The following is a 14,806-nucleotide window of genomic DNA, read 5'->3' on the forward strand; positions in this document are numbered from 1 at the left end:
CAGCCCGTTTTTTTTCGTCGGTGGTTAGAGCGTCGCGCCGAGGTGCCACGGCACGAACTCGTTGTCGCCGTAGCCGAACGCCTCGCTCTTGGTCTTGCGGCCCGATGCCGTCTCGACGATGAGTTCGAAGAGTTCCCGGCCCATGCCGGCGATGGTCTTCTCACCCGAAGCGATGACGCCGCAATTGACGTCCATGTCCTCTTCCATCTGGTGGTACATGGTCGAGTTGGTGGCGACCTTGATCGACGGCGTGGGCCGGCAGCCGAAGCAGGAGCCGCGGCCGGTGGTGAAGACGATGATGTTGGCGCCGCCCGCCACCTGACCGGTCGCCGAGACCGGGTCGTAACCGGGCGTGTCCATGAACACCAGGCCACTGCCGGTGACCTTTTCGGCATAACCGAAGACGCCGTTGAGCGGAGTCTGGCCGCCTTTGGCCACGGCGCCCAGCGACTTTTCCAGGATGGTGGTCAGGCCACCGCGCTTGTTGCCGGGCGAGGGGTTGTTGTCGATCGAGGCGCCGTGCTTGGCGACATGGTCCTCCCACCATTTGACGAAACCGTCGAGCTTCTTGGCGATCTCCGGCGTTGCCGCGCGATAGGCGAGCAGATGTTCGGCGCCATAGATCTCCGTCGTCTCCGACAGGATGCCGATGCCGCCGACGCCGGCCAGGATGTCGACCGCCGCTCCCAGCGCGGGATTGGCGGTGATGCCCGACATGCCGTCGGAACCGCCGCATTGCAGGCCGACGACGATCTCCGAGACCGGGATCGGCTCGCGCTGATACTGGCCGACTTCCTCGGCGATTTCGGCGAGCACGCCCATCGCCTTTGCGACCGATTTGCGCGAACCGCCGGCGTCCTGGATGTTGAAATGGCGTTTTCCCGCCGCCGCACCCTTCTGGCCGTAAAGGGTGAGCTGGTTGACCTCGCAGCCGAGGCCGACCATCAACGCGCCGCCGAAATTCGGATGGCGGGTGTAACCGGCGAGCGTGCGGTGCAGCACCATCATGCCGTCGCCGGTGCCGCTCATGCCGCAGCCCTGGCCATGGACGATCGGGACGAAGCCGTCGATCCCCGGATATTTCGGCAACAGCACGCGGTTGGCCTCGTCGGCAATGGCGTGGCAGACGGTGGCCGAGCAATTGACGCTGGCGATGATGCCGATGAAGTTGCGCGTGCCGGCACGGCCATCGGCGCGACGATAGCCCATGAATGTCCGGGCGCGGTCAGCTTCGGTGGCATGCTCCGCTTCGCTCGGCGGCACGACCGGCAGACGGCCGGACTCGAAGACCAGATTGTGCGAATGGACGTGGTCGCCGGGCGCGATGTCCTGGGTGGCGCGGCCGATGGCCTGGGCATACTTGACCACCGCCTCGCCGGCGGCGATAGGCTTGATCGCCACCTTGTGGCCGGGCTCGATCAAGGCCGTGGCGACGGCGCCGCCGGGCAGAGGGGTGCCGATCTCGATGCGGCCATTGGCGACCGCGACATTGTCGGCGGGGGACAGAAGAATGCTGTTCGAAGCGTTCACGGGCAGTTTCCTGGGTCTGTTCCTGGGGATGCGCGGATTGACACGCGTCTGTTTACATATAATGTCTTTTATCGTGAAAAAACATTTGTGCGTCAATTGTTTTTTCAGGAGGAGACCATGCGTCCGATGGACGCTTGGCTTGTGGGGAGCGGCGTCTGACACGCAGAGCGTTTTGCTTTGCCGGGTGAGCGCCAGGACATATGTGATATCGCGCTTCAAGCCAGCCACAGCAAGCGCCGGCGCGCAACGGGGCAGGGATGTCGAAGAGCAACAACGTCTACAAGGACGCTTACAACAGGGGTCTGCGGCTGCTCGATGAGACGCAGAGCCTGCCGTCGGAGCCGGAGCTGGGCACTTTGCTTGGCGTCAGCCGTACCACCGTGCGCACCATTCTGGCGCGCATGGAAGAGACCGGGCTGATCGCGTGGAACAAACGCAGCAAGACAGTGCTCAGGACGCCGAAGCCGGATGATTTCTTCCCCGAGGAGGAGACAGACACACTGGCCCAGATCATCGAGCGGTCGTTTATGCGCAGATTGCTGGCTGGCGGCGCCGAGGCCGGCATGCAGATCAACGAACTCGAACTGGCGCGCGAGATCGGCGTCGGCACCACCAGCGTGCGCGAGTTCCTCATCCGCTTCTCCCGCTTCGGCCTGATCGAGAAGCGGCGCAACAGCCACTGGGTGCTGAAGGGGTTTACGCGAGCCTTCGCGCTCGAACTCACTGAAATCCGCGAGATGTTCGAGATACGCTCGGCGGCGGCCTTTGCCGCCTTGCCTGGGGATAGTCCGGTCTGGGCGGATCTCGACCGGCTGGAAGACGAGCACCGGCTTCTGGCCAGCGAAATCGCCATCCGCTTCAACGAATTCTCGGAGCTAGACGAGCGCTTCCACCGGCTGATCCACCGGGCGTCGCACAACCGCTTCATCGTCGATTTCTACGACGTCATCGCCATGATCTTTCACTACCACTACCAGTGGAACAAGGCGCAAGAGCGCGAGCGCAACGAAGTCGCGGTGAGCGAGCATCTCGCCTACATCGCGGCGCTGAAATCGCGCGATCTCGGCAAGGTCGACGCCGCCTGCCGCAAGCATCTGAAGTCGGCACGCCACACGCTGTTGACGTCGATTCCGGAAATCGGCGGCCGCCCGGCTTCCTGAGCGCGACGTCCGAAGGGAGGTTATGCGCACAAGATCTTTGCCTATGCATGTCGTTATCCCAAACCGCAGCGCACTTTTTGGCGACATGGATTGAACGCGCCGCGTTGCCGCAGCGATGATTTGGCGATTTTCCGCCGACATGCCGCGTGCTAGATATCCAAGCGTTGCTGCGTGAAGAGGCAGGTCTTTGGACTTCCGGCGTAAGAGATGGAGCATGACGGCCGCCTTTGTCGCGGCCTGTGTGCTGCTGCTCCAGTCGACGCTCGGCGTGTTTGCCTTCGGCATTGCGCCGGATGCCTCGCAACTCGACGTTTTCGGCAACGTCATCTGTACACATGAGGGGGCGGTCCAGCTTCCCGGCGGCGATCCGCACCAGCAGCATATGCCGGCGTGCTGCATGCTCGGCTGCAGCATGGCCTCCGTCGCCTATGCGCCGCCGGCAGGCGTCGGCCTGGCGCCGGTCAGCCAGTACTTGGAAACAGTCGCTTTTGCCCCGCCGGCAGTCAGGCATCCCGACGTCACGCGCGAGCGCTCTCCGGCCAATCCGCGCGCGCCGCCGCTTGCGGGCTGAAAACCGCCGCTCGCTTTGCGTAACCTGCGCAGGCGATAATCATCCAATGACAAACACGTTCGCAGCCCGACAACGGCGCGACCTTATATTCATGGAGCCTACCCATGTTCCGTTTTCTTCGTGCCGGCGCGTTGCACCGCAGCACCCGTTTATTCAGCACTATCGAGCAGCGTCTCGGCAGCGCCCTGTTCGCCTTTGCACTGTTGTTCGTCGGCTCCCATTCCGTCCTTGCGCATGAATTCAAGGCCGGTGACATCGAGATCAAGCATCCCTGGTCGCGCGCCACGCCGGCCGGCGCCAAGGTTGCCGGCGGCTATTTCACCATCGTCAACAAGGGCAGCGCGCCGGACCGGCTGCTGTCGATTGCCTCCGATATTTCGGGCAAGGCCGAACTGCATGAAATGGGAGTCAAAGACGGCGTCATGACCATGCGCCCGGTCAGTGGCGGCCTGGATATCCCGGCGGGCGGCAAGATCACGCTGGGTCCCGGCGCCTACCACGTGATGTTCATGGATTTGAAGCAGCCGCCTAAAGAAGGCCAGATGTTTGCCGCCACGCTGACTTTCGAGAAGGCCGGAACCGTGACCGTCGAGTTTGCCGTGCAAGCCATAGGCAGCGCGCCACCCCTCGAAGACAACGACTGACCAATCAATTTGCCAACCGATTTTTCGAGAGGGACCATCATGAACAAGTATCTTTTGCCGGCCGCTGCATTTCTTGTCCTGGGGACGAGCGCTGCCTTCGGCCATATCACGCTCGAAACCCAGGAAGCGCCGGTCGGTTCGACCTACAAGGCCGTGCTGCGCGTGCCGCATGGCTGCGAAGGCAAGGCGACGATTGCCGTGCGCGTGCAGATCCCGGAAGGGGTGATCGGGGTGAAGCCGATGCCCAAGCCCGGCTGGACGCTGCAGGTCAAGAAAGGCAAGTACGAGAAATCCTACCAGCTCTATGGCGAGGCGGTGACCTCGGGCGTCAAGGAAGTCGACTGGAGCGGCGGCAGCCTGCCGGATGAATTTTATGACGAGTTCGTCTTCCGCGGCACGTTGGCCGCCGATCTGCCGGCCGGGCAAAAACTCTATTTTCCGGTGGTGCAGGAATGCGATGGCGCCACCACGCGTTGGATAGAGATTCCGGCGGCTGGTCAGGATGAGGATGCGCTGGAAGATCCGGCGCCCGGCCTCAACCTGCTGCCGAAGAAATGATGCATTGGCGGCGCGCTGCTTCGAAGCGGCGCGCCACTGTTTTGGTGGATGGCATGAACGTGGCCTGTTTCCAGCGGATGGAACGGACAGCCGGCAGGTGCTTCGGCCTGCTGGCCGCGATCCTGCTGCTTGCCGTCCTTGCCACGCCAAACCAGGCCTTTGCCCATGCGGCGCTGATCAAGGCCGAGCCTGCCGACGGCGCGGTTCTGGAGCGAGCGCCGACGCAATTTTCGCTGACCTTCAGCGAGCCTGTGTCGCCGCTGGTGCTGACCTTGGTGCGGCCCGACGGTACGCCTGTCGCTTTGACCTCGTTTCGGTTGAGCGACCAAACGGTTGAGATCGACAATCCACAAAAGCTCGGGCCGGGCACCCATGTCTTGAGCTGGCGGGTGATTTCCGCCGATGGCCATCCGGTCGGCGGCTCGGTGCTGTTTTCCGTTGGCGCGCCAAGTGCGGCGCCGGCGGTGGGGGAAGCTGTCGATATAGATTTGCGGTCAGCGATCTGGACCGGCAAGGTTCTTCTCTACATCGGGCTTTTCCTCGGCATTGGCGGCGCCTTCGCGCTGACATGGCTGGCGCAAGGCCAGCGCTCAGGCCAGCGCTTCGTCATTGCCGCCATCCTGTGCGGGCTGGTCGCAGCACCCCTGTCGCTCGGGTTCCAGGGGCTGGACGCGCTGGGCGCGCCACTCGCCCGGCTGGCGCAACCGGTGGTCTGGCGGACGGCGCTTGGCACCAGCTTCGGCTGGACGGTGCTGATTTCGCTGGCGGCGCTCGGGCTTGGCCTGCTGTCGTTGGTCGGATCGCGTGCTGGCGCCAGGCCGTTGGCGCTCGCCGGGCTGGCCGGTGTGGGTGCAGCCCTTGCCGCCAGCGGCCATGCCAGTGCAGCCGAACCGCAATGGCTGACGCGGCCTATGGTGTTCCTGCATGGCGCCGGCATCGCTTTCTGGGCTGGAGCATTGCTGCCGCTCGGCCTGGCGTTGAGCAGCCAATCGGTGGAAGCCGGGGCGTTCCTGCGGCGGTTTTCGCGCGCGATCATGCCCGTGGTGGTAGTGCTTGCCGCCGCCGGTGTGGTGCTCGCCATCATCCAGGTGCAGACACCGGCGGCACTGGTCAACACCGCCTATGGCCGGCTGCTGCTGATCAAGCTGGCGCTGCTGGTGTTTCTGTTCACGCTGGCGGCGGTCAATCGATGGCGGCTCACCGCCTTGGCCGAGGCCGGAGCGACGGAAGTGCGGCGACGGCTTAGCCGCTCGATCTCAGTCGAAATGCTGATCGTGCTCCTGATCTTCGGCGTTGCCGCCGGCTGGCGCTTCACGCCGCCGCCACGGGCCCTGGCAATCGCCGCGGCACAACCGACGTCGGCCCATATCCACACTATGAAGGCGATGGCCGACATCGACATCACGCCCGGCCATACCGGGGAGGTCACCGCCTCCATCGTCATCATGGATGGCGATTTCGGCCCGCTCGACGCCAAGGAAGTGACGCTGGTGCTGTCCAAGCCCGATTCGGGGATCGAGCCGATCAAGCGTCCGACGACCAAGCCAGGCGACGGCACCTGGCGCGTCGATAATCTCGTCATTCCGATTCCAGGCCGCTGGACGGCGCGGCTCGATATTCTGGTTTCGGATTTCGAAGTGGTAAAGATCGAAGCGCCGATCGATATCCGCGCCGAGTGATATTCAGCCCGCCTACGAAGGGCGCTCAGCCGAGTTCCTGGGCTAACCCGATGAGATGCCCTTCCGGCCCGCGGATGTAGCAGAGCCGATACACGTCCTGGTAACGGACGACTTCACCGGCCAGCTGCGCGCCACGCTTGCGGAGCCTTTCAAGCGTGTCGTCGATGTCGTCCACGGTAAACATGACGCGCAGGTAGCCCAGGGCATTGACCGGGGCGTTGCGGTGATCGGCGACGACCGTCGGCGTGAGGAAGCGGGAGAGCTCGAGCCGGCTATGGCCATCCGGTGTGCGCATCATGGCAATCTCGACGTGCTGATCGCCGAGCCCGGTGACACGTCCGGCCCACTCGCCTTCGATCGTCGCCCGCCCTTCCAGTTCGAGGCCGAGCTCGCGAAAGAAGGCAATCGTCTCGTCGAGGTCATCGACGACGATTCCGACATTGTCCATCCGTTTGACTGCCATAAGTTCAACCTAACGTCATATGTTCGATCGGCAAGGCGTCGCCCGGTCACCAACTGACCCTTCCTGACTCGGTCTGACACAACGCAGACGCAACACAATTCGGCGAGGCGGTTGACGTGGCGCGAAAGGCTCGTCAATCATCTCGCCGAAAAATGGGCATCCCGAAAAACGCGGCCTCAACAAAATCCGAAAGCAGGGAAGAAACGATGGAAAAAGCCGAAATCGGTCTGATCGGCCTTGGCACAATGGGCTCCAACCTCGCGCTCAACATTGCCGAGCACGGGCACCGCATCGCCGTCTTCAACCGCACCAAGGCGCGCACCGATGCCTTCCTCGAAGGCGCCGGTTCGCTCAGGGACATGGTGGTGCCCTGCTACAGCCTGGAGGAACTGGCAGCTGCGATCAAGCCGCCGCGCCCGGTCATCATCATGGTGCTGGCCGGCAAGCCGGTCGACGAACAGATCGAAGCGCTGCGCGGCGTGTTGTCTGACAACGATATCGTCATCGATGCCGGCAACGCCAATTTCCGCGATACGATGCGGCGCTTTTCGGAACTGTCGGGCTCGGGTCTCACCTTCATCGGCATGGGCGTATCCGGCGGCGAGGAAGGCGCGCGCCACGGGCCGTCGATCATGGTCGGCGGCACCGAAGACTCTTGGAAGCGCGTCGAACGCGTGGTGACCGCGATCTCGGCCAAGTTCAAGGATGAACCGTGCGCTGCCTGGCTCGGCACAGACGGCGCCGGGCATTTCGTGAAAACCATCCACAACGGCATCGAATATGCCGACATGCAGATGATCGCCGAGATCTACGGCATCCTGCGTGACGGTCTCGGCATGGGGCCGAAGGAGATCGGCAAGGTCTTCGAGGACTGGAACAAGGGCCGGCTCGATTCGTATCTGATCGAGATCACCGCCAAGGTGCTGGCCGCTGACGATGCAAAGACCGGCAAGCCGGTGGTCGACATCATCCTCGACCGTGCCGGCCAGAAGGGCACCGGCAAATGGTCTGTCATCGAGGCGCAGCAGCTCGGCATTCCGGCGACGGCCATCGAGGCGGCGGTGGCGGCCCGCGTGCTGTCCTCGATCAAGGATGAGCGGCAGGCGGCCGAAAAAGCCTATGGCAATATCGGCGTCACCAAGATCTCCGGCGACAAGGCGGCACTTCTGAAAGACCTGGAGCTGGCGCTGCTCGCCGGCAAGATCGCCGCCTATGCACAAGGTTTCGCGGTGATGAGCGCCGCCTCGAAGGAGTTCAACTGGAACTTGCCGATGCCGACCATCGCCAAGATCTGGCGTGCCGGCTGTATCATCCGCTCGCAGATGCTCGACACCATGGCGGAAGCCTTCGGCTCGGGCGGCGCGTCCACCAACCTTTTGATGGCGCCGGCTTTCACCACCATGATGCAGGAGGCGCATCCGTCGCTCCGGCGCATCGTCGCAAGAGCGTCGGAGGCCGGTTCGCCCGTGCCGGCGCTGGCGTCGGCGCTTGCCTATTTCGACAGCTACCGCCAGGGCCGCGGCACCTCGAACCTGATCCAGGCGCAGCGCGATTTCTTCGGCGCGCATGGTTTCGAGCGCATCGGCGAGCAGGGGGCTTTCCATGGCCCATGGGGCAGCGGCGCTGCCGGCTAGGGTCAGGTGAGGCGGCCTCTCCGGTCGTGCCAGTCAGCCCTGATACGCGACGACGTCGCCTGGCTTGACCACAGTCTGCAAAGAGCCAGGTGCCGCGCCGCCTATCCAGCCCAGCACGGCGCGGGCAAGCTCGGTGCCGGCGAGGCGGAAGTCTTCGTTGACGATCAGCAACTCCCGGCGGAACAGATGCAGCAGTTCCGACGATTGCTTGGACACGACATCGACGTCGCGGCCGAGTTTCAGGCCGGCATCCTCGATGCCGGCGACGATGGCCAGCGTTGCTGCGGCGGCGCTGCTGACGAAACCGTCCGGCCTGACGTCGCGGCGCATCAACTGCGCGGTCCGCGTCCTGATCTGATCGATCGACTGGTCGATCGAAACAGCGTTGAACGGCACTTCGCTGGCGTCGACCTCGCTCAGTGCGTCGGCAAAGCCATTGACCGTGTGGTCGTAATAGGTGAGCCCGACCGGCGGCGCTACCAGCGCCAGCCGGCGCCGGCCGACGCTGGCCAGATGGCGCACCGCTTCGGCGGCGAAGGCGTAATTGTCGAAGTCGTGATAGGGGTGGACAAGCCCCATATCGGTGCGGCCATGCGTGGCAAAGGGTATGCCACGCTCCAGCATGTAGCGGGCGCGCGGGTCGTTGGGCTGCGTGCGTGAGATAATGACGCCATCGGCCGAGCCGGACTCGACCAGATACTTTACCGGGTCCAGCGGATCCTGCGAGCGCGAGTAGGGCGTGACGATCAGGTGATAGGGTGTGTCGGCAATGACCTCCGAGACGCCGTAGATGATGTCCGAGACAAAGCTCATGATCTCGCGCTCGGTATTGAGCACGAGGCTGATAACATTGGTCTTGCCAGTCCGCAGGCGCACGCCGGCGCGGTTCGGCCGGTAGCCGATCTGCCTGGCGACGAGTTGAACCCGCCGCCTGGTCTCGGCGCCGATCTCGGGTGCATCCTTGAGCGCGCGCGAGACGGTGGTGACGCCGAGCCCGGTCATGAAGGCAAGCGTTTTCAGCGTCGGCCGCTCATGCGCCGACGCCTCGTCGTCCTTCTCCGTCTGGTCCCTGTCCATTCGTCCCGCCCCGTCAGGCGCATAGCAGCCGCCGGACCAGCCGACAATCGCTTCGATGACGATGTGGCACGGTTCTTCGCCGTCAGGCCTCAATATACTGAAACGTTACAGATTTCCAACATCGCAGCGAGTGGGTCTCTCAAGCCATGGTTTTGGCAGGGTTTTGGCGGCCAGAAACGTTGCGCGAAAATCAGGTTCGAGACGTTTTTCTTGCGCTGCAGCATGATTTTGCAGCGCAGCACCCGGTTTTGCGCGGAGTTTGCCGGTTTGCACGCAACGAATTTGTTCGCGCCTCGAAAAAACATTCGAGCGCGTTTATCTCAGGGGTTGCACGCACCGCATAATTGCCGTATCGAAAATCTGTAACGTTTCAGATTCTGGGAGGAACCGAAATGCGCTATAGACTTTTGACCGCTGCCCTTGCCGCGACGGCCGCGCTTCAGCTTGCCGGCCCGGCGGCCGCCACCGACCTGGAAGTGACCCATTGGTGGACGTCCGGCGGCGAGGCGGCGGCGGTTGCGGAATTCGCGAAGGCTTTTGACGCGACCGGCAATCACTGGGTCGACGGCGCCATTGCCGGATCCGGCGGCACGGCACGGCCGATCATGATCAGCCGCATCACCGGCGGCGATCCGATGGGCGCCACCCAGTTCAATCACGGCCGGCAGGCCGAAGAACTGGTGCAGGCCGGCCTGATGCGCGACCTCACCGATGTCGCCACCAAGGGCAAGTGGACGGAAATCGTGCGGCCGAAGAGCCTGCTCGACAGCTGCACCATCGACGGCAAGATCTATTGCGTGCCGGTCAATATCCACTCCTGGCAGTGGTTGTGGCTGTCGAACGAAGCCTTCGAGAAGGCCGGCGTGCCGCTGCCGAAGGACTGGAATGAATTCGTGGCGGCAGCGCCCGCCCTGGAAAAGGCGGGCATCATCCCGCTCGCTGTCGGCGGACAGGCCTGGCAATCTTCCGGCGCCTTCGACGTGCTGCTGGCGGCGGTCGGCGGCACCGACGCGTTCCTTAAGGTCTACAAGGACAAGGATGCCAAGTTCGCCGCCGGGCCCGAGATCGCCAAGGTCTTCAAGGCCGCCGACGATGCCCGCAAGATGGCGAAGAACACCAATGTGCAGGACTGGAACCAGGCAACCAATCTCGTCATCACCGGCAAGGCCGGTGGCCAGATCATGGGTGACTGGGCGCAAGGCGAGTTCCAGGTTGCCGGCAAGGTCGCCGGCAAGGACTATGCCTGCCTGCCGGGCCTCGGTCTGAACGAAGTGATCGCCACCGGCGGCGACGCCTTCTATTTCCCGCTGCTCAAGGACGCCGACAAGTCCAAGGCGCAGGAGGTGTTGGCAGAGACGCTGCTCGACCCCAAGACTCAGGTCGCCTTCAATCTCAAGAAGGGCTCGCTACCGGTGCGCGGCGACGTCGATCTCAACGCGGCCAATGACTGCATGAAGAAGGGTCTGGCGATCCTCGCCAAGGGCGCCGTCATTCCGTGGACTGACCAACTGCTTTCGCAGGATACCCAGAAGCAGAAGGAAGATCTCTTCGCCGAATTCTTCGCCAAGCCGGACCTGACCATCGAAGACGCGCAGAAGCGCTTCGCCGACCTCATCGCTTCGGCAGACTGACGTTGGAGGCAATACACCTCGCTCCCGGCCTTGCGAAAGCAGGGCCGGGATCGCACCGCCCTTACCCAGCCGGCTGACGAGATGAGCAAGAGCGAACGCCCCAACCCGCTGTTCCGCAACATCAATGCGAAGGTCGCCTCGATCCCGATGATCCTCACCGCGTCGGTGGTTTTCGTCGGCGGCACCGTCTGGACGGTGTTCTATTCCTTTACCAATTCGAAGCTGCTGCCACGGCTGAATTTCGCCGGGCTCGACCAGTATTACCGGCTGTGGGCGACGCCGCGCTGGCTGATCTCGATCGAGAACCTTTTGATCTACGGCGCGATCTCGCTCGTGTTCTCACTGGTCATCGGCTTCCTGCTTGCAGCGCTTCTCGACCAGAAGATCCGTTTCGAGGACACGTTCCGCACCATCTTCCTCTATCCGTTCGCGCTTTCCTTCATCGTCACCGGCCTGGTCTGGCAGTGGCTGCTCAATCCGGATTTCGGCATCCAGCATGTGGTGCGGGACCTCGGCTGGACGAGCTTCAACTTCGACCCGCTCTACAATTCCAGCATCGTCATCTACGGCATTTCGATTGCGGCGCTGTGGCAAGGCACCGGGCTCATCATGTGCTTGATGCTGGCCGGCCTGCGCGGCATCGACGAGGACATCTGGAAGGCGGCGCGGGTAGACGGGATCCCGATGTGGAAGACCTATCTGTTCATCGTCATCCCGATGATGCGGCCGGTTTTCATCACCACGCTGGTCATCATCGCGTCGGGCATCGTCAAGGTCTACGACCTCGTTGTCGCCCAGACCAGCGGCGGCCCCGGAATCGCCTCCGAAGTGCCGGCCAAATATGTCTATGACTACATGTTCTTCGCACAGAATCTTGGCCAGGGCTTTGCCGCCTCGACCATGATGCTGCTCTCGGTGGTGATCGTCGTCGTGCCGTGGGCCTACCTTGAATTTGGAGGCAGGAAGCGTGGCTGACCCGGCCGTCCCTTTGCCCGCCAGCGCGGGTGCCGCCGAGCGCGAAGCCTCCGGGCCGCGCGGGCCGAAGCCGCGGCATGTCTTCTCGCGCCGCAATATCTTCCTCTATGGCACGCTGATCGTGGTGGCGGTCTACTATCTGCTGCCGCTCTACGTGATGGTGGTCACCTCGCTTAAGGGCATGCCCGAGATACGGATGGGCAATATCTTCTCGCCGCCGCTCGAAATCACGTTCGAACCGTGGGTGAAGGCGTGGGCGACGGCCTGCACCGGCCTCAATTGCGACGGGCTTTCGCGGGGCTTCTGGAATTCGGTGCGCATCACTGTGCCGTCAGTGCTGCTGTCGATCGCGATCGCCTCGGTGAACGGCTATGCGCTGGCCAACTGGCGCTTCAAGGGCGCCGACACATTCTTCGTCATCCTGATCGTCGGCGCCTTCATCCCTTATCAGGTGATGATCTATCCGATCGTCATCATCCTGCGCGAGATCGGCCTCTACGGCAGCCTCAGCGGCCTGGTGATCGTCCATTCCATATTCGGCATGCCGATCCTCACGCTTTTGTTCCGCAACTATTTTGCCTCGATGCCGGAAGAGCTGTTCAGGGCGGCACGGGTCGACGGCGCCGGCTTCTGGGGCATCTTCCTGCGGATCATGGCGCCGATGTCGCTGCCGATCTTCGTCGTCGCCATCATCCTGCAGGTGACCGGCATCTGGAACGACTTCCTGTTCGGCGTCGTCTACACCCGCCCCGACACCTATCCGATGACGGTGCAGCTCAACAACATCGTCAATTCGGTGCAAGGCGTGAAGGAGTACAACGTCAACATGGCCGCCACCATCCTGACCGGCCTTGTGCCACTCATCGTATACTTCATTTCCGGCAAGCTTTTCGTGCGCGGCATCGCCGCCGGTGCGGTGAAAGGGTGATGGCGATGACGGCAGCCAACGGCACCAGCGTTTCGATCCAGGACCTGTCCCTAAATTTCGGCTCTGTATCGGTGCTGCAGACCCTCAATCTCGAGGTCGCAGAGGGCGAGTTCATCGTGCTGCTCGGTCCCTCGGGCTGCGGCAAGTCGACCTTGCTCAACTGCATCGCCGGGCTGCTCGATATTTCCGAAGGCCGCATCTTCATCAAGGGCAAGAACGTCACCTGGGAGGAGCCCAAGGATCGCGGCATCGGCATGGTGTTCCAGTCCTATGCGCTTTATCCGCAAATGACGGTGGAGAAGAACCTGTCGTTCGGCCTGCGCGTTGCCGGCGTGCCCAGGGATGAGATCGCCAAGCGCATCGCACGCGCCGCCGAGATCCTGCAGATCGAGCCGCTTTTGCAGCGCAAGCCCGCGGCCTTGTCCGGCGGCCAACGCCAGCGCGTGGCGATCGGGCGGGCGCTGGTGCGCGACGTCGATGTCTTCCTGTTCGACGAGCCACTATCCAATCTCGACGCCAAGCTGCGCTCGGAACTGCGCGTCGAAATCAAGCTTCTGCATCGCAAGCTGCAGAACACCATGATCTACGTCACCCACGACCAGATCGAGGCGATGACGCTGGCCGACCGTATCGCGGTCATGCGCGGCGGCGTCATCCAGCAGCTCGACGCGCCGCAGACGATCTACAACCGGCCGGTCAACCGTTTTGTCGCGGGCTTCCTCGGCTCGCCGGCGATGAATTTCCTCGAAGGGGAGCTGGAAGCCGGTGCTGCTCCGGCGTTCAGGACCGACGGTGTTTCGGTGCCGCTCGACCGCTATACCTTTGACGGCACGGAGCGCCCGGCCGGCGCTTGCGTGCTGGGCATCCGGCCTGAACACATCGCTTTCGGTGACGCTGCAAAGTCGATGCCGTTTTCCGCCGGCGGTTCGGTCGAGATCGTTGAGCCGATGGGTTCCGACACGCTGGTGTGGACCAAGCTTGCCGGCCGCAACTTCTCCTTCCGCGTCGAAGCGGAACGGACGCTGCGCAGCGGCGATCCGATCCAGTTCGGTTTCGATCCGGCGCGCGCCTCGCTGTTCGACGCTGCGACCGGCAATCGCCTGTGACCCTCTAGAATCATCCGCAAACCATCCTCCCAAGAACGACCGAAACGATCCCCCGAAAACATCCCCAAGCCTTAACCACCCAAGAAACGGACAGAGACGATGAACTGGTCATTCCAACTCTACAGCGCCCGCAATTTCCAGCCGTGGGACGGCATCCTGAAAATGCTCGGCAAGCTCGGCTACAAGGAAGTCGAAGGTTTCGGCGGCGTCTATGACGACCCCACGGCGTTCCGCGCCGAACTCGACAAGAACGGGCTTTCGATGCCGACCGGACATTTCTCGATCGATGCGCTGGAGAATGATTTCGACGGGGTACGCAAAACAGCCGACGCACTCGGCATCACGCTCGTCATCTGTCCCTATCTGCTGGCCGAGCAGCGGCCGGCCGACGCTGCCGGCTGGCGCGGCTTTGGCGAGCGTCTGGCCAAGGTCGGCGAGACCGCAAAAAAAGCCGGCTACGGCTTTGCCTGGCACAACCATGATTTCGAGTTCAAGACACTCGCCGACGGCTCGGTGCCGCAGGATCACATCCTGTCGGCTGCGCCCGACATCGGCTGGGAGATGGACGTCGCCTGGGTAGTCCGCGGTGGCGTTGATCCGCTGCCGTGGATCGAAAAGCACGGCAAGCGCATCAGCGCCGTCCATGTCAAGGACATGGCCAAGTCAGGCGAAGGCCTTGACGAGGACGGCTGGGCGGATGTCGGCCACGGCACCATCGACTGGGCCGGCCTGATCAAGACACTTCGGGCGAAGAGCGCGGCCAAATATTACGTCATGGAACAGGACAACCCCAACGATATCGAGCGCTTCGCCAGCCGCTCGCTCGCATCCGTCAAGGCTTACTAGGAAC

At 63.1% G+C, this 14,806-nt stretch carries 14 protein-coding genes; 11 read left to right on the top strand and 3 right to left on the bottom strand.

Annotated elements, in window-relative coordinates:
• Positions 1-24 precede the first annotated feature (24 nt).
• Positions 25-1,530, bottom strand: coding sequence for a UxaA family hydrolase (locus NKI46_RS16480; protein ID WP_023728563.1), 1,506 nt, complete (start codon positions 1,528-1,530; stop codon positions 25-27).
• A gap of 257 nt (positions 1,531-1,787) precedes the next feature.
• Here NKI46_RS16480 and NKI46_RS16485 point away from each other — a divergent pair, with 257 nt between their 5' ends.
• The 5 genes from NKI46_RS16485 (at position 1,788) to NKI46_RS16505 (ending at position 6,142) form a co-directional block, all read left to right on the top strand.
• Positions 1,788-2,690, top strand: coding sequence for a GntR family transcriptional regulator (locus NKI46_RS16485; protein WP_023686615.1), 903 nt, complete (start codon positions 1,788-1,790; stop codon positions 2,688-2,690).
• A 214-nt stretch (positions 2,691-2,904) separates the two neighbouring features.
• The gene (locus tag NKI46_RS16490; RefSeq protein ID WP_023683020.1) at positions 2,905-3,261 is read left to right on the top strand and encodes a DUF2946 family protein; all 357 of its coding nucleotides are present in this window, start codon (positions 2,905-2,907) and stop codon (positions 3,259-3,261) included.
• A 104-nt stretch (positions 3,262-3,365) separates the two neighbouring features.
• A complete protein-coding gene (locus NKI46_RS16495) occupies positions 3,366-3,905 on the top strand; it encodes a copper chaperone PCu(A)C (RefSeq protein WP_023698175.1) in 540 nt (179 codons plus the stop codon).
• Between the two features lie 39 nt (positions 3,906-3,944).
• The gene (locus tag NKI46_RS16500) at positions 3,945-4,463 is read left to right on the top strand and encodes a YcnI family copper-binding membrane protein (RefSeq protein WP_023683022.1); all 519 of its coding nucleotides are present in this window, start codon (positions 3,945-3,947) and stop codon (positions 4,461-4,463) included.
• A gap of 53 nt (positions 4,464-4,516) precedes the next feature.
• Positions 4,517-6,142: a copper resistance CopC/CopD family protein gene (locus NKI46_RS16505; protein ID WP_050589048.1), complete on the top strand. Its 1,626-nt coding sequence runs from the start codon at positions 4,517-4,519 to the stop codon at positions 6,140-6,142.
• 25 nt (positions 6,143-6,167) lie between these two features.
• Here the strand turns inward: NKI46_RS16505 and NKI46_RS16510 are convergent, their stop codons facing one another.
• On the bottom strand, positions 6,168-6,605 hold the full coding sequence (locus tag NKI46_RS16510; protein ID WP_023692002.1) for a VOC family protein: 438 nt from the start codon (positions 6,603-6,605) through the stop codon (positions 6,168-6,170).
• Positions 6,606-6,811: 206 nt separating this feature from the next.
• Between NKI46_RS16510 and gnd the strand changes: the two genes are divergently transcribed.
• Entirely contained in the window at positions 6,812-8,239 is a 1,428-nt protein-coding gene (gene gnd, locus NKI46_RS16515) for an NADP-dependent phosphogluconate dehydrogenase (RefSeq protein WP_031355663.1), read from the top strand.
• Between the two features lie 33 nt (positions 8,240-8,272).
• Here gnd and NKI46_RS16520 read toward each other — a convergent pair whose 3' ends face one another.
• Positions 8,273-9,316: a LacI family transcriptional regulator gene (locus NKI46_RS16520; protein WP_023683027.1), complete on the bottom strand. Its 1,044-nt coding sequence runs from the start codon at positions 9,314-9,316 to the stop codon at positions 8,273-8,275.
• Positions 9,317-9,708: 392 nt separating this feature from the next.
• Here NKI46_RS16520 and NKI46_RS16525 point away from each other — a divergent pair, with 392 nt between their 5' ends.
• From NKI46_RS16525 to NKI46_RS16545, 5 genes are all read left to right on the top strand, one after another.
• Positions 9,709-10,947, top strand: coding sequence for an ABC transporter substrate-binding protein (locus NKI46_RS16525; RefSeq protein WP_023683028.1), 1,239 nt, complete (start codon positions 9,709-9,711; stop codon positions 10,945-10,947).
• Between the two features lie 81 nt (positions 10,948-11,028).
• Positions 11,029-11,922 carry a carbohydrate ABC transporter permease gene (locus tag NKI46_RS16530; RefSeq protein WP_023683029.1) on the top strand — a complete coding sequence of 298 codons (894 nt, stop codon included), beginning with the start codon at positions 11,029-11,031 and terminating at the stop codon, positions 11,920-11,922.
• Positions 11,915-12,850: a carbohydrate ABC transporter permease gene (locus NKI46_RS16535; protein WP_023669802.1), complete on the top strand. Its 936-nt coding sequence runs from the start codon at positions 11,915-11,917 to the stop codon at positions 12,848-12,850. Before NKI46_RS16530 ends, NKI46_RS16535 begins: the two co-directional genes overlap by 8 nt.
• A 5-nt stretch (positions 12,851-12,855) precedes the next feature.
• On the top strand, positions 12,856-13,956 hold the full coding sequence (locus NKI46_RS16540) for an ABC transporter ATP-binding protein (RefSeq protein WP_023686606.1): 1,101 nt from the start codon (positions 12,856-12,858) through the stop codon (positions 13,954-13,956).
• 99 nt (positions 13,957-14,055) lie between these two features.
• Complete coding sequence (locus NKI46_RS16545) at positions 14,056-14,802, top strand: sugar phosphate isomerase/epimerase family protein (RefSeq protein ID WP_023669800.1); 747 nt, start codon at positions 14,056-14,058, stop codon at positions 14,800-14,802.
• Positions 14,803-14,806 lie beyond the last annotated feature (4 nt).

Source organism: Mesorhizobium sp. M0615 (assembly GCF_040320805.1).
GTDB lineage: Bacteria > Pseudomonadota > Alphaproteobacteria > Rhizobiales > Rhizobiaceae > Mesorhizobium.

Excerpts from the sequence above, each read along its gene's own strand:
- NKI46_RS16510 (WP_023692002.1), bottom strand. The coding sequence starts at position 6,605 with ATGGCAGTCAAACGGATGGACAATGTCGGAATCGTCGTCGATGACCTC.
- NKI46_RS16495 (WP_023698175.1), top strand. The coding sequence starts at position 3,366 with ATGTTCCGTTTTCTTCGTGCCGGCGCGTTGCACCGCAGCACCCGTTTA.
- NKI46_RS16520 (WP_023683027.1), bottom strand. The coding sequence starts at position 9,316 with ATGGACAGGGACCAGACGGAGAAGGACGACGAGGCGTCGGCGCATGAG.
- NKI46_RS16545 (WP_023669800.1), top strand. The coding sequence starts at position 14,056 with ATGAACTGGTCATTCCAACTCTACAGCGCCCGCAATTTCCAGCCGTGG.
- NKI46_RS16490 (WP_023683020.1), top strand. The coding sequence starts at position 2,905 with ATGACGGCCGCCTTTGTCGCGGCCTGTGTGCTGCTGCTCCAGTCGACG.
- NKI46_RS16500 (WP_023683022.1), top strand. The coding sequence starts at position 3,945 with ATGAACAAGTATCTTTTGCCGGCCGCTGCATTTCTTGTCCTGGGGACG.
- gnd (WP_031355663.1), top strand. The coding sequence starts at position 6,812 with ATGGAAAAAGCCGAAATCGGTCTGATCGGCCTTGGCACAATGGGCTCC.
- NKI46_RS16525 (WP_023683028.1), top strand. The coding sequence starts at position 9,709 with ATGCGCTATAGACTTTTGACCGCTGCCCTTGCCGCGACGGCCGCGCTT.
- NKI46_RS16540 (WP_023686606.1), top strand. The coding sequence starts at position 12,856 with ATGACGGCAGCCAACGGCACCAGCGTTTCGATCCAGGACCTGTCCCTA.
- NKI46_RS16530 (WP_023683029.1), top strand. The coding sequence starts at position 11,029 with ATGAGCAAGAGCGAACGCCCCAACCCGCTGTTCCGCAACATCAATGCG.
- NKI46_RS16485 (WP_023686615.1), top strand. The coding sequence starts at position 1,788 with ATGTCGAAGAGCAACAACGTCTACAAGGACGCTTACAACAGGGGTCTG.
- NKI46_RS16505 (WP_050589048.1), top strand. The coding sequence starts at position 4,517 with ATGAACGTGGCCTGTTTCCAGCGGATGGAACGGACAGCCGGCAGGTGC.